The organism is Microbacterium sp. Y-01, from assembly GCF_003856715.1.
GTDB classification, from domain to species: domain Bacteria; phylum Actinomycetota; class Actinomycetes; order Actinomycetales; family Microbacteriaceae; genus Microbacterium; species Microbacterium algeriense.
Window position 1 is genome coordinate 3208148 of record NZ_CP024170.1, and the last position, 26054, is coordinate 3234201.

At 70.8% G+C, this 26054-nt stretch carries 31 protein-coding genes; 20 read left to right on the forward strand and 11 right to left on the reverse strand.

The window, feature by feature from the left end; genetic code table 11:
- Positions 1-10: 10 nt before the first annotated feature.
- Positions 11-1453: a cytosine permease gene (locus CSX12_RS15430; protein ID WP_124896360.1), complete on the forward strand. Its 1443-nt coding sequence runs from the start codon at positions 11-13 to the stop codon at positions 1451-1453.
- Positions 1454-1665: 212 nt separating this feature from the next.
- Positions 1666-2196, forward strand: a complete 531-nt coding sequence (locus tag CSX12_RS15440; RefSeq protein WP_124896941.1) for an isochorismatase family protein — start codon at positions 1666-1668, stop codon at positions 2194-2196.
- Between the two features lie 325 nt (positions 2197-2521).
- Here the strand turns inward: CSX12_RS15440 and CSX12_RS15445 are convergent, their stop codons facing one another.
- Positions 2522-3232 (reverse strand): MBL fold metallo-hydrolase, encoded by a 711-nt coding sequence (locus CSX12_RS15445; protein ID WP_124896361.1) that lies wholly within the window; start codon positions 3230-3232, stop codon positions 2522-2524.
- A gap of 83 nt (positions 3233-3315) precedes the next feature.
- Between CSX12_RS15445 and CSX12_RS15450 the strand changes: the two genes are divergently transcribed.
- From CSX12_RS15450 to CSX12_RS15475, 6 genes are all read left to right on the forward strand, one after another.
- Positions 3316-3840, forward strand: a complete 525-nt coding sequence (locus CSX12_RS15450; protein WP_124896362.1) for a TetR-like C-terminal domain-containing protein — start codon at positions 3316-3318, stop codon at positions 3838-3840.
- A gap of 83 nt (positions 3841-3923) precedes the next feature.
- Positions 3924-4979, forward strand: a complete 1056-nt coding sequence (locus CSX12_RS15455) for an alpha/beta hydrolase (RefSeq protein WP_124896363.1) — start codon at positions 3924-3926, stop codon at positions 4977-4979.
- Positions 4980-5275: 296 nt separating this feature from the next.
- Positions 5276-6127, forward strand: coding sequence for a tryptophan 2,3-dioxygenase family protein (locus CSX12_RS15460; RefSeq protein WP_124896364.1), 852 nt, complete (start codon positions 5276-5278; stop codon positions 6125-6127).
- The gene (locus CSX12_RS15465; protein WP_124896365.1) at positions 6127-7077 is read left to right on the forward strand and encodes an amidohydrolase family protein; all 951 of its coding nucleotides are present in this window, start codon (positions 6127-6129) and stop codon (positions 7075-7077) included. Before CSX12_RS15460 ends, CSX12_RS15465 begins: the two co-directional genes overlap by 1 nt.
- Before the next feature lies 1 nt (position 7078).
- Complete coding sequence (locus CSX12_RS15470; protein ID WP_124896366.1) at positions 7079-8491, forward strand: aminotransferase class V-fold PLP-dependent enzyme; 1413 nt, start codon at positions 7079-7081, stop codon at positions 8489-8491.
- The gene (locus CSX12_RS15475; RefSeq protein ID WP_124896367.1) at positions 8481-9317 is read left to right on the forward strand and encodes a PaaX family transcriptional regulator C-terminal domain-containing protein; all 837 of its coding nucleotides are present in this window, start codon (positions 8481-8483) and stop codon (positions 9315-9317) included. The genes CSX12_RS15470 and CSX12_RS15475 overlap by 11 nt, the downstream gene beginning before the upstream one ends.
- A gap of 101 nt (positions 9318-9418) precedes the next feature.
- Here CSX12_RS15475 and CSX12_RS15480 read toward each other — a convergent pair whose 3' ends face one another.
- Entirely contained in the window at positions 9419-9904 is a 486-nt protein-coding gene (locus tag CSX12_RS15480; RefSeq protein ID WP_017201709.1) for an FBP domain-containing protein, read from the reverse strand.
- A 299-nt stretch (positions 9905-10203) separates the two neighbouring features.
- Here CSX12_RS15480 and CSX12_RS15485 point away from each other — a divergent pair, with 299 nt between their 5' ends.
- Entirely contained in the window at positions 10204-10551 is a 348-nt protein-coding gene (locus CSX12_RS15485) for a hypothetical protein (RefSeq protein ID WP_124896368.1), read from the forward strand.
- Between the two features lie 21 nt (positions 10552-10572).
- Here CSX12_RS15485 and CSX12_RS15490 read toward each other — a convergent pair whose 3' ends face one another.
- The gene (locus tag CSX12_RS15490; RefSeq protein ID WP_241160484.1) at positions 10573-10929 is read right to left on the reverse strand and encodes a hypothetical protein; all 357 of its coding nucleotides are present in this window, start codon (positions 10927-10929) and stop codon (positions 10573-10575) included.
- Between the two features lie 238 nt (positions 10930-11167).
- On the opposite strand from CSX12_RS15490, the gene CSX12_RS15495 reads away from it, so the two are divergent.
- Positions 11168-11374, forward strand: a complete 207-nt coding sequence (locus CSX12_RS15495) for a CsbD family protein (RefSeq protein ID WP_017201712.1) — start codon at positions 11168-11170, stop codon at positions 11372-11374.
- 55 nt (positions 11375-11429) lie between these two features.
- Here CSX12_RS15495 and CSX12_RS18530 read toward each other — a convergent pair whose 3' ends face one another.
- Positions 11430-11594: a hypothetical protein gene (locus CSX12_RS18530; protein ID WP_017201713.1), complete on the reverse strand. Its 165-nt coding sequence runs from the start codon at positions 11592-11594 to the stop codon at positions 11430-11432.
- Between the two features lie 121 nt (positions 11595-11715).
- Between CSX12_RS18530 and CSX12_RS15500 the strand changes: the two genes are divergently transcribed.
- The 7 genes from CSX12_RS15500 to CSX12_RS15530 all read left to right on the forward strand — a co-directional run bounded on the left by CSX12_RS15500 (position 11716) and on the right by CSX12_RS15530 (position 17583).
- Entirely contained in the window at positions 11716-11982 is a 267-nt protein-coding gene (locus CSX12_RS15500; protein ID WP_017201714.1) for a Rho termination factor N-terminal domain-containing protein, read from the forward strand.
- A 7-nt stretch (positions 11983-11989) separates the two neighbouring features.
- A complete protein-coding gene (locus tag CSX12_RS15505; RefSeq protein ID WP_124896370.1) occupies positions 11990-13078 on the forward strand; it encodes a YbdK family carboxylate-amine ligase in 1089 nt (362 codons plus the stop codon).
- Positions 13079-13116: 38 nt separating this feature from the next.
- Positions 13117-14514 (forward strand): MFS transporter, encoded by a 1398-nt coding sequence (locus CSX12_RS15510; RefSeq protein ID WP_124896371.1) that lies wholly within the window; start codon positions 13117-13119, stop codon positions 14512-14514.
- A 47-nt stretch (positions 14515-14561) separates the two neighbouring features.
- Positions 14562-15383: an endo alpha-1,4 polygalactosaminidase gene (locus tag CSX12_RS15515; RefSeq protein ID WP_124896942.1), complete on the forward strand. Its 822-nt coding sequence runs from the start codon at positions 14562-14564 to the stop codon at positions 15381-15383.
- A gap of 98 nt (positions 15384-15481) precedes the next feature.
- Positions 15482-16531 (forward strand): iron-containing redox enzyme family protein, encoded by a 1050-nt coding sequence (locus CSX12_RS15520; RefSeq protein ID WP_124896372.1) that lies wholly within the window; start codon positions 15482-15484, stop codon positions 16529-16531.
- Positions 16528-16734, forward strand: coding sequence for a CDGSH iron-sulfur domain-containing protein (locus CSX12_RS15525; protein ID WP_017201718.1), 207 nt, complete (start codon positions 16528-16530; stop codon positions 16732-16734). Before CSX12_RS15520 ends, CSX12_RS15525 begins: the two co-directional genes overlap by 4 nt.
- A 102-nt stretch (positions 16735-16836) precedes the next feature.
- Positions 16837-17583 (forward strand): glutamine amidotransferase, encoded by a 747-nt coding sequence (locus tag CSX12_RS15530; protein ID WP_124896373.1) that lies wholly within the window; start codon positions 16837-16839, stop codon positions 17581-17583.
- Between the two features lie 39 nt (positions 17584-17622).
- Here the strand turns inward: CSX12_RS15530 and CSX12_RS18535 are convergent, their stop codons facing one another.
- The gene (locus CSX12_RS18535; RefSeq protein ID WP_164479594.1) at positions 17623-17775 is read right to left on the reverse strand and encodes a hypothetical protein; all 153 of its coding nucleotides are present in this window, start codon (positions 17773-17775) and stop codon (positions 17623-17625) included.
- Between the two features lie 110 nt (positions 17776-17885).
- Here CSX12_RS18535 and CSX12_RS15535 point away from each other — a divergent pair, with 110 nt between their 5' ends.
- The gene (locus tag CSX12_RS15535) at positions 17886-18695 is read left to right on the forward strand and encodes a DNA/RNA non-specific endonuclease (RefSeq protein ID WP_124896374.1); all 810 of its coding nucleotides are present in this window, start codon (positions 17886-17888) and stop codon (positions 18693-18695) included.
- Positions 18696-18698: 3 nt separating this feature from the next.
- On the opposite strand, the gene CSX12_RS15540 is transcribed toward CSX12_RS15535, so the two are convergent.
- The 5 genes from CSX12_RS15540 to CSX12_RS15560 form a co-directional block, all read right to left on the reverse strand.
- Complete coding sequence (locus CSX12_RS15540) at positions 18699-19787, reverse strand: alkene reductase (protein WP_124896375.1); 1089 nt, start codon at positions 19785-19787, stop codon at positions 18699-18701.
- 48 nt (positions 19788-19835) lie between these two features.
- Positions 19836-20324: a MarR family transcriptional regulator gene (locus CSX12_RS15545; RefSeq protein WP_017201723.1), complete on the reverse strand. Its 489-nt coding sequence runs from the start codon at positions 20322-20324 to the stop codon at positions 19836-19838.
- A 54-nt stretch (positions 20325-20378) separates the two neighbouring features.
- Positions 20379-20834 (reverse strand): MarR family transcriptional regulator, encoded by a 456-nt coding sequence (locus CSX12_RS15550; protein WP_017201724.1) that lies wholly within the window; start codon positions 20832-20834, stop codon positions 20379-20381.
- 1 nt (position 20835) lies between these two features.
- Positions 20836-22542 (reverse strand): MDR family MFS transporter, encoded by a 1707-nt coding sequence (locus tag CSX12_RS15555; protein WP_124896376.1) that lies wholly within the window; start codon positions 22540-22542, stop codon positions 20836-20838.
- Between the two features lie 66 nt (positions 22543-22608).
- Positions 22609-23535 (reverse strand): DMT family transporter, encoded by a 927-nt coding sequence (locus CSX12_RS15560; RefSeq protein ID WP_241160485.1) that lies wholly within the window; start codon positions 23533-23535, stop codon positions 22609-22611.
- A gap of 34 nt (positions 23536-23569) precedes the next feature.
- Here CSX12_RS15560 and CSX12_RS15565 point away from each other — a divergent pair, with 34 nt between their 5' ends.
- Both CSX12_RS15565 and CSX12_RS15570 read left to right on the forward strand, forming a co-directional pair.
- Entirely contained in the window at positions 23570-24178 is a 609-nt protein-coding gene (locus CSX12_RS15565; RefSeq protein ID WP_124896377.1) for a TetR/AcrR family transcriptional regulator, read from the forward strand.
- Positions 24179-24252: 74 nt separating this feature from the next.
- Complete coding sequence (locus CSX12_RS15570; RefSeq protein ID WP_124896378.1) at positions 24253-25140, forward strand: alpha/beta fold hydrolase; 888 nt, start codon at positions 24253-24255, stop codon at positions 25138-25140.
- A 1-nt stretch (position 25141) separates the two neighbouring features.
- Here the strand turns inward: CSX12_RS15570 and CSX12_RS15575 are convergent, their stop codons facing one another.
- A complete protein-coding gene (locus CSX12_RS15575; RefSeq protein ID WP_124896379.1) occupies positions 25142-25900 on the reverse strand; it encodes a glycosyltransferase family 2 protein in 759 nt (252 codons plus the stop codon).
- Between the last annotated feature and the right edge of the window lie 154 nt (positions 25901-26054).

The window sequence follows — 26054 nt, forward strand, 5'->3', positions numbered from 1 at the left end:
TCATGAGCACATGACGCAGAACGCACCCGGCCTCATCGAGCGCGCGGGCATCGAGATCATCCCCGAGTCCGAGCGCACCGCGAAGCCGCGCGATCTCTTCTGGCCGTGGTTCGCCGCGAACGTGTCCGTGTTCGGGATGTCGTACGGCTCCTTCGTGCTCGGCTTCGGCATCTCGTTCTGGCAGGCGACGATCGTCTCGGTCATCGGCATCGTGGTGTCGTTCCTGCTGTGCGGGCTCATCGCGATCGCGGGAAAGCGCGGATCGGCGCCGACCATGGTGCTCTCGCGCGCAGCGTTCGGCGTGCAGGGCCAGAAGGTTCCCGGCATCGTCTCGTGGCTCACCTCGATCGGCTGGGAGACGTTCCTCGCGATCATGGCCGTGCTCGCCACGGCGACCGTGATCACCCAGCTCGGCGGCGACGGCGACAGCATCGCGCTGAAGATCGTCGCGACCGTGATCGTCGCCGCCCTGATCGTCACGGCCTCCGTGCTCGGGTACCACACGATCATGAAGCTGCAGTCGGTGCTGACCTGGATCACGGGCGTCGTCACGGTGCTCTACATCATCCTGGCGGCACCGAGCATCGACCTCGCCGCCGTCATGGCGCGCCCCGACGGCGGCATCGGACAGGTCATCGGTGCGCTCGTGATGGTCATGACCGGATTCGGTCTCGGCTGGATCAACATCGCGGCGGACTGGTCGCGCTACCAGAAGCGCACGGCATCCGATGGCGCGATCGTCGCCTGGAACACGATCGGCGGCTCGGTGGCCCCCGTCATCCTCGTGGTCTTCGGTCTGCTGCTGGGCGGCTCCGACGAAGACCTCATGAACGCGATCGCCGCCGACCCGATCGGTGCTCTCGCCTCGATCCTGCCCGTATGGGTGCTCGTGCCGTTCCTGCTCACCGCCGTGCTCGCGCTCGTGTCCGGCGCGGTGCTGGGCATCTACTCCTCCGGATTGACCCTGCTCAGCCTCGGGATCCGCATCCCGCGCCCCTCCGCGGCAGCGATCGACGGCGTGATCCTGACGATCGGCACGATCTTCGTGGTGTTCTTCGCGACGGACTTCCTCGGCCCGTTCCAGAGCTTCCTGATCACGCTCGGCGTTCCGCTCGCCTCGTGGGCCGGCATCCTGATCGCCGACATCCTTCGCCGTCGCAAGGACTACGACGAGGAAGCGCTGTTCGACAGCCGCGGCCGCTACGGCGCGTGGGACTGGACCTCGATCGGCACCCTGGTCGTCGCGAGCGTGATCGGCTGGGGCCTGGTCCTGAACGGATTCGCGGAAGCGGCGCCGTGGAACAACTGGCAGGGCTACCTGCTGTTCCTCGTCGGCGGGACCGACGGCGACTGGGCCTACGCGAACCTCGGCGTCTTCGTCGCGCTCGTGCTGTCGTTCCTCGTGACGTACTTCGCCAGAGCGGGGAAGATCCGTCGTCAGGAGAACGCGTGATCCCTTCGACAGGCTCAGGGACCCAGGGGGAACCGGGCCCAGGGACCCAGGGGGAACCGGGCTCAGGGACCCAGGGGGAACCGGGCTCAGGGCCCCAGGGGGAACCGGGCGCAGGGACCCAGGGGGAACCGGGCGCAGGGACCCAGGGGGAACCGGGCACAGGGACCCAGGGGGAACCGGGCACAGGGGCTCAGGCGGCGGCGAGCTGGCTGGTGGTGATCGACCCGCAGGCGATCTTCGCCTCGGCGGAGTCCCCGTGGGGCTCTCCGTTCTTCGGTGAGGCGATGCCGCACATCCGGGCCCTCGCTGACGCGTTCGGCGACCGGGTGCTGGTGACGCGGTGGATGCCGACCGCCGACCGCTCCACGTCCTGGGGCGACTACTTCGCCGCCTGGCCGTTCGCCGATCAGCCGCCGAACCACCCGCTCTACGACCTGGTGCCGGAAGCCACCGCCCTGACCCCGCATCCGACCATCGATCTGCCGACCTTCGGCAAGTGGGGACCCGAGATCGAGGCGGTCGTCGGACGCGGGGCGCATGTCGTGCTCGCCGGAGTCTCCACGGACTGCTGCGTGATCTCCACCGCCCTGGCCGCAGCGGACGCCGGCGCCCACGTCATCGTCGCCGCCGATGCCTGCGCCGGCTCGACCGCCGAGAACCACGCCGCCGCCCTGCACGTGATGAGCCTCTATCCCCCGCAGCTCACGATCAGCGACACCGCCGCCATCCTCTCCGCACTCTGACGCCCCGCACCCTGCCCTGCGCCCTGCCCCCACGCCCTGCCCTCACGCCCTGCCCCGCCGCCCCCGCCCTGCCCCCACGCCCCCGCCCTGCCCCCACGCCCCCGCCCTGCCCCACGCCCTGCGCCCTGCACAACTTCGGAGATGCGCGACGACACGCCGGTGCTCGCGCGCTCCCTGCGGCGTGTCGGGTCGGATCTCCGAAGTTGTGCGGGCGACGGGCGGGTGCGGGCGGGTGCGGGCGGGCGACGGGCGGGCGACGGGCGGGTGCGGCGGGCGTGTCCGGGCGTGTGCGGGCGACGGGCGTGTCCGGCGGGTGCGGCGGGACTCAGGCGGAGGCGCGGACCGCGGTGGCGATGTCGGAGGGAGAGCCGTGCCAGGGAGCGCCGTGACCGGGGAGCACCCACGACGCGGGGATCGCGGACAGCCGGTCGAGCGAGGCGAGGGCCTCCGCCGGCTCGTCGGTGAACGGAGCCGGCTGCGCGCCCGTCCGGCCGGTCAGGACGTGGCGGGTCGTGAGAGCGTCGCCCACGAACACGGCGTCCGCTGCCGGCACATGCACCGCGATGCTGCCCGGCGAATGCCCCGGCATCCCGATCACCACCGGCGCGCCGGGCAGATCGAGCACCTGCCCGTCCGAAACCTCCGTCACCTCGGAGACGTGGGGCGTGCGCAGCGCGTTCTTGCGGAGGCCGTACGCGAAGAAGCCCAGCGTCGGCCCCAGACGAGCCGGCCCCATCGCGGTCTTCGGCTTCTCCCCCGTGCGCACCCGGTGCGCATCAGCGGCATGGATGAACACGGGGACGCCCGCCTCCCGGCGCAGCCGCTCCGCGAAGCCGATGTGGTCGCTGTCGCCGTGGGTCAGGACGAGGCCGCGGACGTCGGACAGCGGACGCCCGATCTCTGCGAGCTCGCGCTGCAGATCGTGCCAGTGACCGGGCAGGCCCGCGTCGATCAGCGTGATGCCTTCCGGGAGGTCGACGAGATAGGCGGCGACGATGTCGTTGCCGATCCGGTGCAGGTGCGGGGCGAGCTTCATGGGGGATCCTCTCCGAGAGATTGCGATGGCTACGTTACGTAGCTATCATGGCTATTGTCAATAGCCATCGAGGAGGGACCGACATGCCGACACCGGAACGCACATCCGTCGAGGAGATCGTGGCCGCCGGCAGGGAGATCCTCGAGGCGAGCGGCGCCGGCGGTCTCACGATGCAGGCGGTCGCGACACGCGTGGGCGTCCGCGCCCCCTCGCTCTACAAGCGCCTGCGCGATCGGGATGCTCTGTTCGCCGCGGTCGCCGCGGCGACCATCGACGCGCTCACCGCCCGCCTCGAAGCGGCCGGCGACGATCTGGAGGCGATCGCGCACGCCTACCGCGACTTCGCCCGCGACCATCCGGAGGGCTTCCGGATCATGTTCACGAGCGCGGCACCGCACGACGCCCTGGAGCGCTCGGCGGCACCGTTGATCCGCGCCGCTGCCGCACAGGTCGGCGAGGACGATGCGCTCGACGCCGCCCGGCTCGTCACCGCGTGGGCCACCGGCTTCCTGCAGATGGAGCTCTCCGGCGCGTTCCGCCTCGGCGGCGATGTCGACCGCGCGTTCGAGTACGGTCTCCGTCGTCTCACGGCGTCCCTCGCCGCCTAGGCGCGCGCCTCACAGGCAGGCCCGGCGCGACGTTCACCGCGCCGCCCCGGAATACTGGCACACTGTTGCCTGGAGAGGGGTCCATGAGCAGCCAGGCGCAGTCCACAGCATCCACCCGCCCGAAACGGACGCGCACGCCGTGGCACCGGACGAAGATCGTGCTCGGCGTCATCGTCGCCGTCGTCGCGGTGGTCGCGATCATCGGCTCGCTCACGCCGTGGCCCTCCGCGATGGTGATCCGTGCCGTGTTCGCCAAGGGCGGCGACGAGACCGCCGCCGAGATGGACAAGCACGTGCCCGAGACGAAGCTCGACGTGCGGAAGGACGTCGCCTACGGCGACAGCGGCGCGGACACCACGATGGACGTCTTCCGCCCGGCCTCCGCGTCCGGCCCCCTCCCGACGGTGGTCTGGATCCACGGCGGTGCCTGGATCTCCGGGGCCAAGGAGAACGTCGACCCATACATGCGGATCCTCGCCGCCGAGGGCTACACGACCATCGCCGTGAACTACACGATAGGGCCGGAAGGCGTCTATCCGCTCGCCGTGCATCAGCTCGACGCGGCCCTCGCGTACATCGACGAGCACGCAGCAGAGCTGGGCGTCGACGCGAGCCGGATCGTGCTGGCCGGCGACTCCGCGGGTGCGCAGCTCGCGAGCCAGATGGCGACGCTCATCACGAGTCCCGACTACGCCGACATCATGGGCATCACACCGTCACTGAAGTCCGATCAGCTCGTGGCGACCGTCCTCAACTGCGGCGTCTACGACCTGGCAGCGCTCGCCGAGCTCGACGGCATCCCCGGATGGGGGTTCAAGTCGGCGATGTGGGCGTACTCGGGCACCAAGACGTGGGCGGAGGACTCGACCGGCGCGACGATGTCGACGATCGACTGGGTCACGGCGGACTTCCCCGCCACCTACATCTCCGGCGGCAACGGCGACGGCCTCACCTGGCTGCAGTCCATCCCCCTGGCGAAGCGCCTCGACCAGCTCGGCGTCGACGTCACGACGCTCTTCTGGCCCGCACCCCACGAGCCCGCGCTTCCGCACGAGTACCAGTTCCACCTGGACATGCCGGACGCGCGCACCGCCCTGCAGAAGACCATCGACTTCCTCGACGCGCACACCGCCCCCTGACCCCGACACCCCCTGACCCCGACACCCCCTGACCCCGACACCCCCTGACCCCGACACCCCCGGATGCTCCGGGTGTCCCGGCACCCCGGTGCCCCGGCACCCCGGTGCCCCCCCCCCCGGGACACTTGTCGGGCGTGGGGACGGATGTCGGACGGCACACGGCGATGCGGCCCGACATCCGTCCGATCACCCGACATCCGTCCGCGCATCCCGGCATACGCCCCGGACGCGGGCGCGGGCGTAGGGAGAACATTTCACTTCTATGACGGTCGGCACAGAAGTGATATGTTCGGCGCATGCACAGCGAGAACGAGCGCGCCCTCGAGTCCGGCATCGTGACCGATCTGTCGGGGCGGATGACGTACGGCTCGTACCTGGCGCTGGACCAACTGCTCACGGCGCAGCACCCGGTGAGCGAGCCGGAGCACCACGACGAGATGCTGTTCATCATCCAGCACCAGACCACGGAGCTGTGGCTCAAGCAGCTGCTGCACGAGCTGTCCTCCGCGCGGGAGCTGCTCGCCCGCGACGACCTGCGGGAAGCGCTCAAGCGCATCGCCCGCGTCAAGCGCATCCAGGATGTGATGACGCAGCAGTGGTCGGTGCTCGCCACCCTCACCCCCACCGAGTACGCGCAGTTCCGCGGGGCGCTGGGCAACTCGTCCGGCTTCCAGTCCGTGCAGTACCGGGCGGTGGAGTTCGCCCTCGGCAACAAGAACGAGAAGATGCTGACGGTGTTCGCCGACCACCCCGCCAACCTGGCCCTGCTCACCGCCGAGTGGGAGAAGCCCACCCTGTACGACGAGTTCCTGCGCTTCGCCGCCCGGCGCGGACTGCCGGTGCCGACCGAGATCCTCGACCGCGACGTGCGGGAGCCCTACCGGGAGACCCCGGAGCTCGTGCCGGCGATCCGCGAGATCTACCAGGACCCGAGCCGGTACTGGGACCTGTACGAGGCGTGCGAAGACCTGGTCGACCTCGAGGACAACTTCCAGTTCTGGCGGTTCCGGCACCTCAAGACGGTCGCACGCACGATCGGCATGAAGGTCGGCACCGGCGGCTCCAGCGGCGTCGGCTTCCTGCAGCGCGCTCTCGATCTGACATTCTTCCCCGAGCTCTACACGGTGCGCACCGAGATCGGCCGCTGATGCACGCCGCGACGTTCTTCGACGGCACCGGATGGCGCGAGGGCGTCGTCGAGCTCGCCGACGGACGGGTGCGGCTGCGCTCCGGGAGCCCCTCCGCACTCCCGCGACTCGACGGAGTCGTCCTCGGCGGATTCACCGACCACCATGTGCACCTCCAGCTCGTGGATCCCGCCGGCCTGGCCGGCTCCCGCCTCGGCCGGGTGGTCGACCTCGGCGGCAACCCCGACGAGCTCCGACGGACAGCACTCCCCGGCGTGCGGATCGACGTCGCGGGCGCCTTCCTCACCGCGCCCGGTGGATACCCGTCCGATCGCGACTGGGCACCGGAGGGATCGGTGCGGGAGATCGCGGATGCCGCATCCGCCGTCGACGCCGTCGCCGAGATGGTCGACGGCGGAGCCTCGTGCATCAAGGTCACGAGCAACAGCACCGCGGGACCGGTGTTCTCCGACGAGCTCCTCCGCACGATCGTCGCGCTCGCGGCGGACCGCGGCCTCGCCGTCGTCGCACACGCCGAGGGAGCGGGCGAAGCAGAGCGCGTCGTCCGTGCCGGCGCCGCCGTGCTCGCGCACGCCCCCTTCACGCAGCGGCTCGACGACGAGGAGATCGCCCGCCAGGCCGCAGCCGCCTCGTGGATCTCGACCCTCGCGATCCACGCCGACGGCCAGCGCGCCGTGGCCATCGACAACGTGCGCCGCTTCCACGCCGCCGGGGGGACCGTGCGCTACGGCACCGACATGGGCAACGGCCCCACGCCCGTCGACCTGAACCCCGCCGAGATCACGGCTCTGCGCGAGGCCGGCCTCGACGACGACGCTCTCCTGCGCGCCCTCGCCCCGGTGGACCCGCTCACGCCCTCCGCGGCGCTGCTGCTCGTCCCCGGCGGGTCCCCCGCGACCGCCGATCCGTTCTCCGCCCGACCGCTGACCGCCGCCGACCTGAAGGTGTGACATGACCGATCGATCCTCCGACGACGCGCTGCTCGACGCCGCGCGCACGCTCGACGCCGCCGACCCGCTGCACGGGCACCTCGACGCCTTCGCCGACGCCCCGGGTGTGACCGCGTACCTCGACGGCAACTCGCTCGGCCGCCCGCTGCGCGACATCCCGGACAAGCTCGCGGCGTTCGTGCGCGACGACTGGGGGACGCGACTCATCCGGTCCTGGGACGAGCAGTGGATGGCGCTGCCGATGGAACTCGGAGACCGCATCGGCCGTGTGGCCCTCGGCGCGGCGGCGGGACAGACCGTCGTGGCGGACTCGACGAGCGTGCTGATCTACAAACTCATGCGGGCTGCCCTTCGACAAGCTCAGGGACCCAACGGGGCGAAGGCTCAGGGACCCAACGGGGCGAAGGCTCAGGGACCCAACGGGGCGAAGACTCAGGGACCCAACGGGGCGAAGACTCAGGGACCCAACGGGGCGAAGGCTCAGGGACCCAACGGGGCGAAGACTCAGGGACCCAACGGGGACGAAGGGCAGGGGCGGCGCACGGAGATCGTGATCGAGGCGGGGAACTTCCCCACCGACCGGTTCCTCGCCGAAGGGGTCGCCGCCGAGACCGGCATGACGCTGCGCTGGATCGAACCGGACCCGGTCCTGGGCGTCACCGTCGCCGACGTCGAGGCCGTGGTGTCCGACCGCACGGCTCTCGTCTCGCTGAGCCACGTCGACTACCGCTCGGGCGCCCTCGCCGACATGCCGGCCATCACCGCGGCCGCCCACGACGCGGGCGCGCTCATGATGTGGGATCTGTGCCACTCGGTCGGCGTCGTCCCGATGCAGCTCGACGAGTGGGGTGTCGACATGGCCGTCGGGTGCACCTACAAGTACCTCAACGGCGGCCCGGGGTCGCCGGCGTTCGCGTACCTGCGCCGCGACCTGCAGGGCGTGCTGCGGCAGCCGATCCAGGGCTGGTGGAGCGCGGCCGACATCTTCGCGATGGGCCCGGAGTACGAGCCGTCGTCCGACATCCGCCAACTCCTCAGCGGCACGCCGCCGGTGACGTCGATGCTGGCGATGCAGGGCATGCTCGACCTGATCGAGCAGTCCACGATCGAGGCGGTGCGCGCGAAGTCGCAGTCTCTGACCGATCTCGCGGTGCGCGCGTACGACGAACTGCTCGCGCCGATCGGCGTCCGGCTCCTGAGCCCGCGTGACTCGGCGCTCCGCGGCGGTCACGTCACGATCGGCCACCCCGACTTCCGCGCGGTCACGGCGCGGCTCTGGGCCGACGGCATCATCCCGGACTTCCGCTTCCCCGACGGCATCCGCCTCGGCCTCTCCCCGCTCAGCACCTCTCACCGGGAGACCGTCACCGGCGTCCTGGCCGTCCGCGACGCCCTGGAGTCCCATGACCGCTGACCCGGCCGACGTGGTGCTGGACGACCTCGATGCGCGGCCGGGCAGCACCGCCTCGCTGCTGCGGACGCTGATCGGCCTGTACCTGCGCCCGCTCGGCGGCTGGATCGCTGCCGCCGACCTCGTGACCCTGGCCGGCGATCTCGGCATCCCGGCCGCCCAGACGCGCACCGGGATCACCCGCATCAAGCAGAAGGGGCTCCTGCTGGCGGAGCGCGGCGACGCGATCGGATACCGGTTGAACCCGGCCGCGAGCGGGATGCTGGAGCGGGGCGACCGTCGGATCTTCCAGATGCGGGAGATGACCGACGAGGACCCGTGGTGTCTGGTGTCGTTCTCGATCCCGGAGAGCGCCAGAAGCGTGCGACACCAGCTGCGGCGCCGTCTGCAGTGGATCGGCGCGGGCGTGGTCTCCCCCGCGCTGTGGATCTGCCCCGGCCACCTCCGCGGAGAGATCGAGCAGATCCTCGCGGAACTGGGCGCTCGCCGATGGGCCACGCTCTTCCAGGCCTCCGCGCCTGCGCCCACCGGCACCCTCCCCGACGCCGCGGCGCAGTGGTGGGACCTCGAGGCGCTGCGGGCCGAGCACCTCGCGTTCCAGGACTCGCTGTCGGATCTGCCCGCTGAGCCCTTCGCAGCGCATGTGCAGCTCATCGACCGCTGGCGGGTGCTGCCGTACACCGACCCCGGGCTTCCCCCGTCCCTGCTTCCGGCGGACTGGCCGGGCCGGCGCAGCTTCGACGAGTTCGCCCGGCGCTCCGCCGAGCTGTCAGCCCCCGCCTGGGAGCACGTCCGCGCCAGAGTGACCGTTCCCGCACACCCCGCCTAGCCGCCAGCTTTCTGCCCCTGAACCTGCTCCCGTCGCACTTCTCGCCGCCTGAGCGGATCGAGAGCGACAGGAAGTGCGACGGGAGCGAAGCGCGGGGCGGATCAGCCGGCGACCTCCGCGAGGAAACCGGCGACATGCTCCTGCAGCCGCAGGATGCGCAGGTCGCGCGCGAACTCCCGGTCGAAGCCCTGGTAGGCCAGCGGCGGCAGGACGCGGACGTTCCGGTTGCAGCCGAACTCGGCGCAGGCGAGGACGCCGACCGAGTCGCCCTTGCGCCCCGCGGCGCCGGCACGGCGGGCGACGAACAGCTGCACATCGTTGCGGAGCGTGACGTCCTCGCACCAGGAGCACTGCGCCCTGGCGAGGACGCGCTGCTCGGCGCGCTGCAGGAAGACGCCGACGGGCGCATCGTCGACCCAGGTGACGACATAGGCGCGCCGCGGCATCTTCGGGTCGGTCCAGCCGAGGAAGTCCAGCCGGTCGAAGTCGAGGTCGGCGAAGCCGGGCGGAAGGTTCAGGTCGGAGACCTCCTTGCGGGAGGCGTTGAGGAAGGAGGCGCGGATGTCGCGCTCGTCGATGGGACGCATGAGCGGAGTGCTTTCGGGGTGGTCGCCGGAGACGGCGAGTCGGATGAGGAGAGGAGGCCCGGGCGAGAAGGCCGGGTACGGCTCGGCACCGGGGACGGGGGTTCCGCCTCCGGTGGGTCCTCAGCCTCTGTCCGCGGCGCGGAAAGCGCCTGCGGCTCCGTTCCGCGCCCGAGGGGCGCTCATCGACGACAGCACCCGGCGAGCCTACACCCGTTTGTTTCGCTCCGTGTCCCGCGCCCTGGGCTCCGCGAGCGCGGCGACGTAGTCTTCCGGGAACGTCGAACCCGAAGGAGACCCCCGTGTCCACGCCGCTCAACCGCCTTTCGCCCGTCCCGGTGCGGGAGCGTGCGGCGTGCATGTGCAGCACGGGCGGTCGCTGCTCCTCGTTCGCGCCGGGACACGCGCTCCACCTGATCCAGGCGCGCGTCGCCGCAGCGACGGCATCCGAATGGGTGGACGGGATCGTCGAGACCGCGGACGCCGGATCGGGCGACCTCGTCGTGCGCACGCTCGACGGGGAGACGCACGTGCTCTGGAATGCCTCGGGCGCCGCGCTCGAGGCCGAAGCCGGCGCGCCGGTCGCGTTGCACACGCGCTATGCGGTGCTCGCGGTCGGGCGCACGCAGTTCAACGTCGCCGTGCTCTGACGACGCGGGACGGGACGGCGCTCAGGCGCTCGCCATCATCCTGTCCTTGACAGCCGTGCACGCGTCCATGCACGCCTGGCACGCCTGAGCGCAGAGGCGGCAGACCTCGCTCATGTCGGCGTGCTCCATGCACTCGTCCATGCACATCTGGCACATCGCGATGCAGGCGTCGAGCATGGCCATCATCGACGCGGGCGTCATGCCCTGCATGCGCAGCATCGACCGCATCATCGTGTGGCACATGTCGGCGCAGTTCATGCACGCCGGCGCACAGTCCATCATCTGCGTCGAGCACACCGTGCAGGCCTGTTCGCAGGCCGCGCAGGCGTCCATGCACGCCTGCAGGACGGACATGTCCATCATCGCCATGTCGGGCATCGACTCCATGTTCTTCGACATCGCGCCCATCATCATCGAGTCCATCGCACACCGCTTCCTTCGTCGAGGTCCGCGGGCAGGACCACCCGCCTGGCGCCAGGCTAGCCGTTCCTCGGCCCGCCGTCGACGGGGGGAAGGAGGTTGACACGGCACCGCCCGATTGTCAATCCCGTGGACCGTTCGGCGGGGCCCTGCGAGGGTCGAAGGACAATCGATCCTTCGACGAGAGGAGCAGCACATGAGTGCCGGAGATGACATCAAGAACAACGCCGAGAAGCTGGCCGGCAAGGCCAAGGAAGGCTTCGGCAAGCTGACCGACAACGAGAAGCTCGAAGCCGAGGGCAAGGGCGACCAGGTCAAGGCGTCTGCCAAGCAGGCCGGCGAGAACGTGAAGGACGCCGCCGAGAAGACCGGTGAGAACGTCCGCGACGCGTTCGACCGCTGACCCATGAAGAAGGGGAGGCCCGCCGGATGGGCGGGCCTCCCCTTCGACAGGTCGGTCAGACCTTGCGGCTGCCGCTGATGGCTCGGATCAGCCAGGCGATCACGGCGATTGCCAGGAGGACGAGTCCGACCCACAACAGGAACTGGAGCGACTGCACCAGACCTCCGGTGATCGCAAGGATCACAGCGACGACGATGACGATGATCAGGAGGATGTTCATCGGTCTTTCCCTTCTCTCTGGGCGCAAGCGCCCGACTGCGGTGTCCTCACAGTAGACCGGGCGGACCCCGCAGACAGAGGGGGTTGACTTCGACCCTCCGAGTGCGCGAAGGAGCACCGCCATGCCAGGAAGACGCAACAACTCGCTGAAGGACCCGAAGCTCTACGAGGAGCTGCGGGACGACGGAGCCTCGAAGGAGAAGGCCGCGCGCATCTCGAACGCCGCGGCGAAGGAGGGCCGGAGCACGGTCGGTCGACGCGGCGGAGAGCACGGCGACTACGAGGACTGGACGGTCCCCGAGCTGCGCAAGCGCGCGAAGGAACTCGGACTGACGGGCTACAGCGGCAAGCGGAAGTCCGAGCTGATCTCCGCCCTGCGGAACCACTGAGGGCTGCGTGGCGCGCTTCGGCATCGAGGAGGAGTTCCTCCTTCTCGACGAGGACTCCCTCATCCCTGTCGCTCTGTCCTCCGATTCCCGCGAGCGCATCATCCGTCCGAGCGACGCCGACCGTGTGGACGGACGGGTCACCACGGAGTACCTCGCCTCCCAGCTGGAGGCCCTCACCGAACCGGTCACGACCGGCGCCGACGCGGCGGATCAGCTGCATGGTCTCCGCAAGCTGATCGGCGCGCACGCACGGCAGCAGGGCGCGATCGCGGCGCCGACCGGGAGCCCCTTCGCCACGTTGCGCACACCCACGCTCTCCCCCTCCCCGCACTATGACGACGTGGCCCGCAGACTCGCCCACCTCACGCGGGAGCACGAGGTGAACGGCCTGCACGTGCACGTGGAGGTGCACGACGAGGAGGAGCGGGTCCGCGCGCTCAACCGCACGCGCGGCTGGCTGCCTCTGCTGCTCGCCCTCGGTGCCAACAGCCCCTTCGCGAACGGCCTCGACGCCGGATTCGCGAGCTGGCGGAGCATGCTCATCCGTCGACTGCCGTCGTCGTGGTGCCCGCCCCGGTTCCAGGATGCGGACGACTACCGCGCCCACGTGGCGCAGCTGCTGGAGCTCGGCACGATCGGCGAGGCGACCTCGCTCTCCTGGGCGGTGCGCCTGTCGGAGCGGTACCCCACGGTCGAGGTGCGGGTGTCGGACACCCAGCTCACGGCGGAGGACTCCGTGCTCACCGCGCTGCTGTTCCGCGGGATCGTCGCGTCGACGGACCTGCGACTCGCTGCGGACGACATCGACGCGATCGACGTCTCCCTGTGGACCGCGGCGCGCTCGGGCATGCAGGCGCGGATCGTCGATCCGATGACGGGCGAGGTGGACGACGCCTGGGCGGTGGCGCGGCGGCTGCTCGCCGAGATCACCCCCGCGCTGCAGCAGCTCGGCGATCACGAGGCGGTGGTCGCCGGGCTGGAGCGCCTCCGCGCCGACGGCACCGGGTCGATGCGACAGCGGGAGGCCTACGCCAGGGGCGGCACCCCTGCCCTCGCCGCTCTGCTGGCGAGCGGTACCGGAGTCGCACTCGACTGACCCGCCCCGACGTCCCCGGCCGGGAGTAGGGTCGGCCTGTGCCATCCTTCGCGCCTGTCCAGCGTCTCGTGATCTCGATCGCGGTGCTCGCCTCCTTCGTGACGTTCCTCGACGGCACCGTCGTGAACGTGGCGCTGCCGGCGATCAGCCGCGAGCTGGGCGGCGGCATCACGACGCAGCAGTGGGTCGTCGACGCGTACCTGATCACGCTGAGCGCCCTGATCCTGCTGGCCGGATCGGTGTCCGACGCCTATGGCCGCGTGTTCGTGATGCGGATCGGCCTCATCGCGTTCGGCGTCGCCTCGATCGCGGTCGCTGCCGCCTTCGACCCGCTGACCCTCATCATCGCCAGGGCGGCGCAGGGCGCTGCCGGAGCCCTGCTGGTGCCGAGTTCCCTGGCCCTCATCACGGCGACCATGCGCGCCGACGTGCAGTCCAGAGCCATCGGCGTCTGGACGGCGTTCACGACGGGCGCGCAGCTGGTCGGCCCCCTGCTGGGCGGGCTGTTCGTCGACTACCTCTCCTGGCGCTTCGTCTTCCTCATCAACGTGATCCCGATCGGCATCACCCTGCTGCTGCTGGCGCGGCTGCACCTGCCGGAGCACCCGCGCGGGGTCCGGGTCGACTGGTGGAGCGGTGCTCTGTGCGCGCTCGGCCTCGGTGCGGTCGTGTTCGCGCTCATCGAGCAGCCCAACCTCGGCTGGCAGTCCCCGGCGATCTGGGTGCCCCTGGCCGCCGGAGCCGCCCTGTTCGCGCTGTTCCTGATCCGCCAGCAGCGCTCCGCCTCGCCGCTGATGCCGCTGTGGCTGTTCCGGGTGCGCGACTTCGGCTGGGGCAACCTGGCGACGCTGTTCGTCTATGCCGCGCTGTCGCTGAACGGCTTCGTGGTCGGGGTGTACCTGCAGCAGGGCGCGGGACTGAGCGCGACCGCTGCCGGACTGGCGAGCCTGCCCATGACGATCCTCATGATCCTGATCAGCTCGCGCGCCGGACTGTGGGCCGGCCGCTGGGGACCACGCATCTTCATGACGATCGGTCCGCTGATCATGGCCGCCGGCGCCCTGCTGCTGCTGCTGGTCGGCGCCGACTTCGACTACTGGTGGCAGGTGCTGCCCGCGATGATCGTGATGGGCCTCGGCCTCTCGCTGACCGTCGCTCCTCTGACGGCGGCGATCCTCGGGGCGATCGACGAGAAGCACTCCGGCATCGCCTCGGCCGTGAACAACGCGGTCTCCCGGGTCGCCGGCCTCCTCGTCGTCGCGATGCTCTCCACCATCGTCGGCGGAGCGCTCGACCTCGACGGATTCCACAGCGCCGCCTGGGTCACAGCGGCGCTGCTGGTGCTCGGCGGCGTCGTGTCGTGGATCGGGATCCGGCGCAACCCGGCGGAGCCGACACCGGCGGATGCGGCCGCCGTCGCACCGGAACCGCGTTGACCGCGTCGGAACCCGCGCGCAGACGGGACGCATCGCCCCGCGCACTGATCCGGCCGCGCCGCGCGGCCGCCGCCATCGCGGCCGCCGCGCTGCTGCTCCTGCTCGGCGGATGTGCGGCCGCCCCGGCGGCGGACCCGGCCGCAGCCGACCTCCCGCCCTCCGGCGCACAACCCGATTATCAGCTCGGCGGCGCCTACGACCCGGCATCCGGCGTCGGCATCGTCGGCCGGGATCGCACCGCCGCCCCGGCGGACGGCGTGTACTCGATCTGCTACGTCAACGGATTCCAGACGCAGCCAGGGGAGCTCGCGGCGTGGCCGGACGACCTTCTGCTGCAGCGCGACGGCGAGACCGTGTTCGACCCGGACTGGCCGGACGAGGCTCTCCTCGACACGTCTTCCGCGCCGCGACGGGAACGCATCGCCGCCGTGGTGGTGCCCTGGATCGAGGGATGCGCCGAGGCGGGTTTCGACGCGGTCGAGTTCGACAACCTCGACTCCTACACCCGGTCTGACGGGGCGCTGTCTTTCGACGACAACGTCGCCCTCGCGACCGTGCTCGTGGACGCGGCCCATGCGTCGGGGCTCGCCGCGGGGCAGAAGAACGCCGCCGAGGACGCGGCCGCTCTCCACGAGCGCGCGGGCTTCGACTTCGCGGTCACCGAGGAGTGCGCCGCGTACCGGGAGTGCGGGTCGTACACCGCGGTCTACGGGCAGCGCGTCGTCGACATCGAGTACACCGACGAGCTGCCGCGGACGTTCGCGGAGATGTGCGCGGACGACGACTCGCCTTCGTCGATGGTGCTCCGCGACCGCGACCTGGTCATGCCCGGCGACGCCGCCTACGCGTTCGAGACCTGCCCTCACTGAGGCGCCGTGCTTGCCCAGGGTCGGTGCGCTCGTCAAGTCCCTGGAAGCGCCGGGTCGCCTGCGCGAGGATTCCGGAGAAGACATCGATGGGAGCACTCATGACCGCATCCGCCCCTGCACCCGCCCGAGCCACATCCCTGGCCTTCGGCGACCGGGGACCGCTGAGCCGTGCCGTCCTCGCGCATCTCACCGGCGCGCACGACGGGACCGATCACACCAGCCTGGCCGAGGCGGCCGTCGCGGCGAGCGCGGACATCGTGCGCGACGACGACATCCAGCTCACGCTGTTCGTCCTGTACGCGTCCGCCTACGGATCGCTGCCCGAGCTGGATCCTGAGTTGGAGTGGGACCCGGCGCTGCTGGCGACACGGCGCACCCTGGAGCGCGCGTTCGAGGACGCGCTGCGCCGGACAGTCCCCGTGCCGACCGCCCCCGAGGCGACGGTGGACGCGGTCGGCCGCGCCCTGTTCGAGCTCGCGGCCGCCGACTCTGGGCCGAGCCTGTCCCGGTACATCGCCAAGAAGGCGACCGAGGATCAGGCCAGGGAGATGCTCATGCAGCGCTCGGCATATACGCTGCGCGAGGCGGACCCGCATTCGTGGGCGATCCCTCGCCTGGAGGGACGCGCCAAGGCGGCGCTCGTCGAGATCCAGTCCGACGAGTACGGCGGAGGGCGCCCCCAGCGCGTGCACGCGGAGCTGTTCGCGCGGGCGATGCGGGCGGCCGGACTGGACGCCACCTACGGCGCGTACATCGACGACCTGCCGGCGATCACGCTCGCCTCGTTCACCATGATGTCGCTGTTCGGGCTCAACCGGCGCCTCGTGGGGGCCATCGTCGGACACCTCGCGGCCTACGAGATGACGTCGTCGATACCGTGCCGACTGTACGCGGACGGCCTCCGGCGCCTGGGATTCGATCCCGACGTCTCCGCCTACTTCGACGAGCACGTGGAGGCGGATGCGGTGCACGAGCAGATCGCCGCACGCGACCTCGCCGGGTCTCTGGCGGAGGACCACCCCGAGCTGCTGCCCGACATCCTGTTCGGCGCGGCGGCATGCCTCACGGTCGACGGCTGGGCCGGAACGCACGTCCTGGAGTCGTGGTCGGCGGGAGAATCCTCCCTCCGCGCACGAGCGGCCTCATGAGCGCGGACCGGGACCCCGTCACGATCACCCCATACCCGGACGGACCCCTCCTCGTGCGCGGGCACGTCGAGCTGCGCACCGCGGACGGCGAGCCGATCGACCCCGGGCGTCGCACGGTGGCGCTGTGCCGTTGCGGGCTGTCGGCAGTGAAGCCCTTCTGCGACGGAACGCACAAGGCCTCCGGTTTCCGCACGGACGACTGAGGGCGGGGCGCGGTCACCCTCCCGGTGGGTCACCGACGCGGCGTGATACTTTGACATAGGTCAAAGAGAACGCCGCGTCGGCGGCAGGGAGGCGGCAGCAGAGTGACGACCCATGATCCCCACCAGCGCACCGCCGTCGCTCTCCGGCACGTCCACTTCGAGGATCTGGGCATCCTCGAACCCCTCCTGACCGCACGCGGGTACCGGGTCGACCACGTCGACGTCGATGCGCAGGCCGTCGACACCGAACATGTGGCTGACGCCGACCTGCTCGTCGTCCTCGGCGGACCGATCGGCGTCGACGACACCGAGAGCTACCCCTTCCTGCGGACGGAGAAGGAGATGATCGCCCGACGCCTTCGCGCGCGACGCCCTGTGCTCGGCGTCTGCCTGGGAGCACAGCTCATCGCCGAGGCACTCGGCGCCGAGGTCCGTCCGACCGGCGGGGTGGAGATCGGGTACGCTCCGCTGATCCTCACCGAGGAGGGCCTCGACTCTCCGCTGCGACCGCTCGAGGGGGTGCCCGTGCTGCACTGGCACGGGGACGCCTTCTCCATCCCCGCCGGCGCGCGGCACCTCGCCGGCACACCCGGTTTCCCCCACCAGGCGTTCAGCACCGACACCGCACTCGCGCTGCAGTTCCACCTCGAAGCCGATCCCCGCGCGATCGAGCGCTGGCTGATCGGCCATGCGCACGAACTGCAGCACCACGGCATCGACCCGCGCACGATCCGAGCGGACGCCGCGGCCTACGGACCGGAGCTCGAGGAGGCGGCCCGCCACGCGATCGGTCTGTGGCTGGACGGTTTCGACCACGCGGCACCGGGCGTCGGAGGGTCCGCGCCCTGAGCGGATCGCGCCCGCGGTACCGGAACGCTCCGAGGCCGGTCAGCGCCGCCCGGCCTCGTCGGGGTCGACGCCGTCTTCGGCCTCTTCGCTGTCGAGGTCGGTGACATCGACCTCCGGAGCCTGCCCTTCGCCGTTGTGCGCCGTGGGCGGTTCGCCGTCGAAGCCGGTGTCGTCGTCGCGGGGATCGGACATGATTCCTCCTGGGTGTCGTGGACCTCCATGGTGGGCGAGAAGCGCGGCGCCGCCCAGCGCCTTGACAACGGGAGCGTGCGGACGTCAGACCCCCACGGCACCATGGAGGCATGACAGACGGCTACGACCCGGGGTTCCTCGCGACGACGCTCCCACTCCCCCGGCCCGTGCAGGTCGTGCGGACGCTGGCGTATCCGCGGTTCACGGTGCTGCTGGACCCTGCGCGTCGACTCGCGGCCGTCACAGCCGTGAACATCGACGGCGCCCGGCTGCGCGCGCTCCCGCGCACGGGTGAGTGGCGGCTGGACCCGCGTGCCGCGGCGGACGAACAGACCGGACCGGGGGTCTACGCGCGCAACGACCTCGACCGGGGCCATCTGGTGCGCCGTCGCGACCCCGGATGGGGTCCGGTGGAGACGGCGAGGGAGGCGAGCGAGGCGACCTTCTTCTACCCGAACGCCGCACCTCAGGCCGCGGGGTTCAACCAGTCCAAGGAGCTGTGGCTCGGGCTGGAGGACCATGTGCTCTCGTATGCCGAGACGACGGACCAGCGCGTGAGCGTCTTCACGGCTCCGGTGCTCGACGCCGCCGACCCGCCGTACCGCGGCATCCGGATCCCGCTGCGATTCTGGAAGATCGCCTCCTGGCGGAGCGAAAACGGCCTCGCCGCTGCCGGGTTCGTCCTCGACCAGTCCACCCTGATCGACACGCGGGAGGAGACGCTCGCCGTCCCGCCGCTCGGGGCGTTCCGCACATTCCAAGTGCCGATCGCCGACGTGGCGGCGCTGACCGGCATCGCCCTCGGTCCGCTCGTCGACGCGGATGTGCTGACGGACCGCGGAGCGCGCAGCACCGTCTGGCGGGAACTGGACTCCGCGGGCGACGTCATCCTCGGCGCGGAGCCGCCGCCGACGACGTGAGTGTCAGGCGCCGGCGCGCACGGACTCCAGCGCCGGGTAGTCCGTGTATCCCTCGGCCGTCGTCCCGTAGAACAGCTGCGGCCGGGGCTCGTTGAGCTCCGCGTCCTGACGCCAGCGCTCGACCAGATCGGGATTGGCGATCACCGGACGACCGGCGGCCACGGCATCCGCCGCTCCCTCGGCCAGGAGGGATGCGGCAGCCTCCCTGGTCGTGGGGACGCCGAAGCCGGTGTTCGCGATCAGCGGGGCGCCTGCGGTCCGCCGGATGTGCTGGATGAGCGCACTCGCCGGCTCGGCATGCAGGATGTCGACGAACGCGAGTCGCAACGGCGCGAGGCCCTCAGCGACGCCGGTGTAGGTCGCGAGCACGTCGGCGTCGTCCTCCTCGAGGACGCCCTGGATGTTGTGCTGCGGAGACAGGCGGATGCCGGTGCGGTCGGCGCCGATGGCCTCGGCGACCGCACGCGTCACCTCGATCGCGAAGCGTGCGCGGTTCTCCGGCGAGCCGCCGTAACGGTCGTCGCGGATGTTCGACACGGGCGACAGGAACTCGTGGACGAGGTACCCGTTGGCCCCGTGCACCTCGACGCCGTCGAGACCGGCGGCGATCGCGTTGCGGGCGGCCTGGGCGAACTGCTCGACGACCTCGGGGATCTCCGCGAGGGTGAGGGCGTGCGCGACGGGGAGATCGGCCTTTCCCTGCGGCGTGTGCGTCTGGCCCGGTGCGGCGAGAGCACTGGGAGCCACCACGCGCGGCTCGCCCGAGATCGCCGGGTGGCCGACGCGTCCGCCGTGCATGAGCTGCATGACGATGGTGCCGCCGGCGGCGTGCACGGTGTCGGCGATCCGCCGCCACCCGTCGATCTGCGCCTCGGTCACGATGCCGGGCTGACCGGCGTACGACTTGCCCTCCGCGGCCGGCCATGTTCCCTCGGAGATGATCAGCCCCTGGCCCGCCCGCTGGTGGTAGTACTCCTCCATGACGGCGGTGGGCACACCGTCCGCATCGGCCCTGGTGCGGGTGAGCGGCGCCATCACGACGCGGTTGGACAGGTGCAGGGCGCCGAAGACGGCCGGTTCGAAGAGATCCACAGTGGGAGACAAGACTCCCGCGCGGCTGCGTATTCCCCTTCGGCGCGTTCAGCCCCCGAGACCCGCGAGCAAGTCAGCGAAGTGATCCAGATCGGCGGCGGTCCAGTTGCGCAGCCGCTCGCCGATGCGCCCCTCGTACCGCGAGCGGGCGAGCGCGACCCGCTCCTGCGCGAGTTCCGTGGCGACGAGCACGCGGGCTCGGCGATCCTCGGGGTCGGGCACGCTCTCGACGAGACCCAGCTGCTCGAGCTGGCGCACCTGGCGGCTGACCGCCGACTTGTCGGTCTGCAGTCGTTCGATGATCGCCCCCGCGGAGGTCGCCTTGCCCGTCGCGATCGAGGTCAGCACCTGATAGCCCAGCGGCTGCAGATCGGGATGGACGGTGAGGGCGGCCTCACGCCAGCCGACGCGGATGCGAGCGAACAGGCGTCCGAGCTCCTGCTCGACCCTCGTGACCGCCTGCTCGAGCTCGGTGTCTCCGAGGCGTTCGGCCGGCGAGGGATCGGGCGTGGCGGGGGCGTCGGACGGGGCGCTCATGCTCGCCAGTGTACGGCGAAGCCCCGCTGCCGATCACGACAGCGGGGCTTCGGCTCAGACCTCCGAGAGCAGTCGGAAGACCTTGGATGCGGCCTGGATCTCCTCGGCCGTGAGTTCGTCGATCACGGCCTGCAGGCGCGTGCCGTATTCGCGGCGGACCTCGGCGAGCGCCGTGCAGGCCTGCGGCGTGGCCGTCAGGACCCGGAGCCGGCCGTCGCGCTCGTCGGGCCGGGACTCGAGCAGCGCGAGCTCTTCCAGCATCCGCACCTGCCGGCTGATCACCGACTTGTCCATCTCGAACCGGTCGGCGAGCTCATGCGCGTTGGCGGTCCCTGCGCGGGCGATGAACGTCAGCAGCTTGTATCCGGCGACCTGCAGGTCGGGATGCACGCGTGCGGCGGACTCCCGCCAGAGCGACCTGGTCCTCGCGAAGATGAGGTTCAGGTCGGCCTGGAGGTCGCCGAGCGCGGTGTCCACGTCCGGCGACCCCACGGCTTCGGAGGCGATCACCTCAGCGGTCCCGATCCTCGCGATCGAGCACGCCGACCGGGCCGGTCGCAGCAGCGGTCCCGGAGGCTCCGATGCGGACGGTGCCGGTCGAGAGGTTCGCGCCGACCTCGGCCTCGGAGACCTCGATCACCGATTCCTCGGCCTGCTCGCGCAGCTGCTCCGCGGCGTTCTTGGTGGACAGCGGCTTGTTCTTGATGAACGCGATCGCGATGACCGCGATCACGGCCAGCGGGATGGCGAGGATGAACGCATCCGCGATGCCGTGTCCGTAGGCGCTCTCCACGATCGTGCGGATCGAGTCGGGCAGCTCGCCCACCTTCGGCACGTCGCCGGAGCCCAGGCGCTCCAGGGCGCTGATCTCGTCGGGCGACGTCGGGACGAAGCCCTTCAGGCCGTCCTTCATGAAGTCGGCGACGCTGGTCGACAGCAGCGATCCCATGACGGTCACGCCGATGGTGCCGGCGATCGTGCGGAAGAAGTTGACGTTCGACGAGGCCGCGCCCAGCTGCTGCGGGGCCGTGTCGTTCTGCACGATGAGGGTCAGGTTCTGCATGACCATGCCGAGCCCCGCACCGAGGACGAACATGTAGACCGCGACCAGCGGGAAGGGGGTGTCGTAGCGCAGTGTGGCCATCAGGCTCACGCCGATCGTGGCGAGGATCGAGCCGGTGATCATCCAGCCCTTCCACTTGCCGAAGCGGCTGACGAGCTGGCCGATGATGATCGACGCACCCATCTGACCGATGATCATCGGGATGGTCATCAGGCCGGACTCGGTCGGCGTGGCGCCACGGGCCAGCTGGAAGTACTGCGCCAGGAACACCGAGGTCGCGAACATCGAGACGCCGATCGCGATCGAGGCGATGACCGACAGCGTGAAGGTGCGGTTGCGGAACAGCGTCATCGGGACGATCGGCTCCTTGACGAAGAACTCGACCGTGATGAAGGCGGCGATCGCGACGACCGCGATCACGATGAGCGCGATGCTCGTCCCGGAGTCCCAATCGAACTGGTTGCCGCCCATGGAGACCCAGATGAGGAGGGTCGAGACGCCGACGGCGAGCAGGACGATGCCGAAGTAGTCGATCGAGACCTTGGTGCCGCGCTGCGGCTTGGGCAGGTGCAGCGTGAACTGCAGCAGCACGAGGGCGAGGATCGCGAACGGCACGCCGACGAAGAAGTTGGAGCGCCAGCCCCACACGTCGGTGAGGAGTCCGCCGAGCAGCGGGCCGCCGATGGTGCCGAGGGCCATGATGCCGCCGACGACGCCCATGTACTTGCCGCGCTCACGCGGGGAGATGATGAGGGCCACGGCGATCATGACGAGCGACATGAGACCGCCGACGCCGATGCCCTGCACGACGCGGACGGCGATGAGCATGTTCGTGTCGGTCGAGAATCCGGCGATCACGGTGCCGACCGTGAAGAGGATGAGCGAGATCTGGACGAGCACCTTGCGGTCGACCAGGTCGGCGAGCTTGCCCCAGATCGGGGTGGAGACCGCTGTCGCGAGAAGGCTCGCCGTGATCACCCAGGTGTACTGGGACTGGGTGCCGCCGAGGTCGGCGATGATCACCGGCATCGAGGTCGACACGACCGTGCCGGAGAGCACCGCGACGAACATGCCGACGATGAGGCCGGAGATCGCGGTGAAGACCTCGCGGGCCGAGCGCGTGGTCTCGGGTGGAGTGGGAGAGATGTCTGTCAAGGGTGTGCGCTCCTGCGTAGAAAGTTGATCGAGGTCAACCATACTCCGATAGTTGCGAAAGCGCAACTATCGTCGCACCGGCTCCGCTCGTTCGGCGGACGCGGCGCGCGCCTCGCTCACGAGCACGGCGGCGACCCCGGACCCGCAGAGCGCGAAACCGAGGAGCGTCACGGCCGTCAACGGCTCCCCGAGGATCAGCGCGCCGGCGAAGGCGGTCGTCGGGGCGATCAGGAACAGCAGGGCGTTGAGCGCCGTGATCCCCACCCGCCGCAGCAGCCACCAGTAGAGACCGTAAGCGCACAGCGTCGGGAAGACGGCGGCGAACCCCACGGCCAGCCAGAAGGACGCGGATGCCGGAGGGACGAGCGCCCCGAAGAGCGCGGCCACGGGCACCAGCGCCACCGCCGTGACCGTCACGTGGATGGTGAGCGTGACGAGCGTGCCCGTCTGCACAGCCGATCGGCGCTGGACGAAGGTGCCGACGACCAGGCACGCCATCGCGATCACCGGCCACGCGTAGGCCCACAGATCGGCGCGGGAGCCCTCGAGCTGCGAGCGCACGACGAGCAGCACCCCGAGCGCTCCGACCACGAGCCCCGCCCACTGCGCGCCGCGCACCCGGAGTCCGAGCAGCGGACCGACCAGCGCCGCGACGACGAGGGGCTGGACCGCATCGATGAGGGCCGTGGTCCCGGTGGCGACCCCGGACGCGATCGCCGCGTACACCGCCACGCAGTACCCGAACTGCGCGCACAGCCCGATGAGCGCCTGTCGGCCCAGGTCGGCACGGGTCAGGCCGCGGGCGGCACCCGTGAGCATCGTGACCGCGAGCAGGACCACGGCGAGGGGGACGAAGCGCCACACCAGCAGCGACAGTGGCGGAACGTCGGCGGCGATGGCCGGCACGAGGAACCCGGAGCTCCAGGTCAGGACGAAAGCGACAGCGGCCGCCACCGTCACCGCCGCACCAAGTACACCGATCTGTTTACTCATTTCCCCGACTATACAGGTTGGTATACTGGACAACATGGTCGTCACCGTTCCCGAGCTGCCCGCCCTCACTCCCGGCGCCGCCCGCGTGCTCGACGCCGCCTCCCGGCTCTTCTACGACCGCGGCATCCACGCGGTCGGCGTCGACACGATCGCCGAGGCCGCGGGAGTGACCAAGAAGACGCTCTACGACCGGTTCGGTTCCAAGGAGGCGCTGGTCGTCTCGTACCTGCAGCACCGCGACGCCCGCTGGCGCGCGCACGTCCTCGAGCACCTCACCCGCCGCGGCGAGCCGGGCATCGACCGCATCCTGGCGGTGTTCGACGCGGCCATCGCCTGGTCGGACGCGAACAGCCCCAAGGGGTGCAGCGCGATCAACGCCCGCGCCGAGATCGGCGACGCCCACGACGGCAACCCGGTGTTCCCGGAGGTGGCCCGCCAGAAGGCCTGGCTGCTCGATCTCTTCCTGCAGCTGTGCCGCGAGGCCGGAGTCTCCGACGTGGAGCTGACCGCGCGCACGATGACCCTCCTGTACGAGGGCGCCATCGTGACGGTCGGCATGGAGACGTTCGACCAGCCCTTCGAGGTGGCCAGGGGCGTGGCGCGGGCGGTGCTGCAGCAGGATCCCGCACTCGCCGGCCGCTGAGCCGGCCGGATGCGTCGCCCCGCGGACGGCGTGCGTGCCTTCTGCGAGCGAGGCTCGGGGAGTACGGTGACAGCGTGTCGACAGACTCGCGGAGCGGCCGAGCGCTCACCGACCCGGCGACCCTGGATGCGGCCATCGGGGACATCGACTGGACGATCCCGCCTGCCGGATCCACCGCGTCCCGGTTCGCGGCACCGAGCGGGCAGCTCGCCGTGATCTCGCTCGGCGACCCGACGCACCCCCGCGTGGTGCTCGTGCCCGGGGCGACCGGATCCAAGGAGGACTTCGCGCTGGTGCTCCCGCTCCTCGCCGAGGCCGGGTACTTCGTGCAGTCCTTCGACCTGGCCGGACAGTACGAATCCGCCGCGGCCGGCGCGAACGCGGCGTACACGTACGAGCTGTTCATCGCCGACCTCATCGCCTTCCTGGAAGCGGGTGCTCCGGCACATCTGCTCGGCTACTCCTTCGCCGGCACCGTGGCGCAGCTCGTCGCCGTCCGCCGCCCTGACCTCGTGCTGTCGCTCGCGCTCCTGACCACCCCTCCTGGCTCCGGCAACGTCTTCGCGAGCATGAAGTGGCTGGGCCGGCTCGCCCCGATCGCGGGTCCCCGCCGCGGGGCGGCGCTCATGATCTGGGGCATCGTGACGAACAAGAACAGGGTGCCGCCGCGCCGGCTCGCGTTCGTGCGCTCGCGGTTCGCGTTCACCAGCCGCCGCAGCGTCGACGAGATCGTGGGCCTGATGATGGCCTCGCCCGATCTGCGCAACGGTGTGCGGGCGCTCCCGGTGCCGAAGCTCGTCGCGGCAGGCTCGCACGACCTGTGGCCCCTCGCCGCCCACGAACGCTACGCGCGCGAGATCCACGCCGACTTCCGGTCGTACGCGACCGGCCACAGTCCGAGCGAGACCACGCCCCACCAGCTGGCCGCCGACCTCCTGGACCTCTACGCGCGCGCTCGCTGAGTCACCCGCGGATGGCCGACTCCGCCTGACGTCGCGCCTGTCGTCGGCGCCGGGGCGTCTCCTGCGGCAGGTGCAGCCGGACGGTCGGGACCACGTAGCTCAACCGGCGCCGGAGGGACGCCCAGTCCTGGAACGGACGCGCCGACACGTCCACGACCAGACCGCGGTCCCGCAGCACCGTCATCTCCGGACGCACGTGGAACGACAGGTCGAAGTCGTCGTGGATGTTCCGCGCCTCGCGATGCACCTCGCCGCTCAGTGCCCGCCAGCTCGAGGAGCGCATCGCCATGTTCGATCCGAAGAGGGGCGCGTGCCCGAGCAGCGGAGTCATCGCCGCGTACATGCCGCCGATGTACAGGTGCCTCCCCGCCCAGTGCACGAGCCGGGTGGAGCCGTAGAAGCGCGGCTCCCCCGTCACGAAGTCGACGTCGGGGCGATCGCGGAACGTGCCGGCGATCCGCGCGATCCAGTCCGGGCCGGGGCGGGAGTCGGCATCCAGCCGCGCGATGATGTCGCCCGTGGCCGCGTCGTAGCCGGCCGCCGCCGCACGCGGGATCCCGGGTATGGGCTCCGTCACCACGCGGGCTCCGAACCTCTCGGCGACCGCCGCCGTGTCGTCGCTGCTGCCGTTGTCGACCACGACGATCTCGTCGGGCGGATGCGTCTGCCGCTCGAGCGCGCGCAGGCAGAGCTCCAACAGGGGCGCGTCGTCGCGAACCGGGATGACCACGCTGACGGAACCTGGCAGCTCGGTCGTCATGGTCCTCCCCCTCGGCAGATCCGGATGCTCACGCACAGTCTGCACCCGACGCTCGCCCGCCCGCGATGACCGGGCCGGGCGCGGCTCCGACCGCGCGCCAGACCGCACGGAACTGCCAAGCTTCCGCGTTTCCGCGCCACTTCCCGCGATGAGG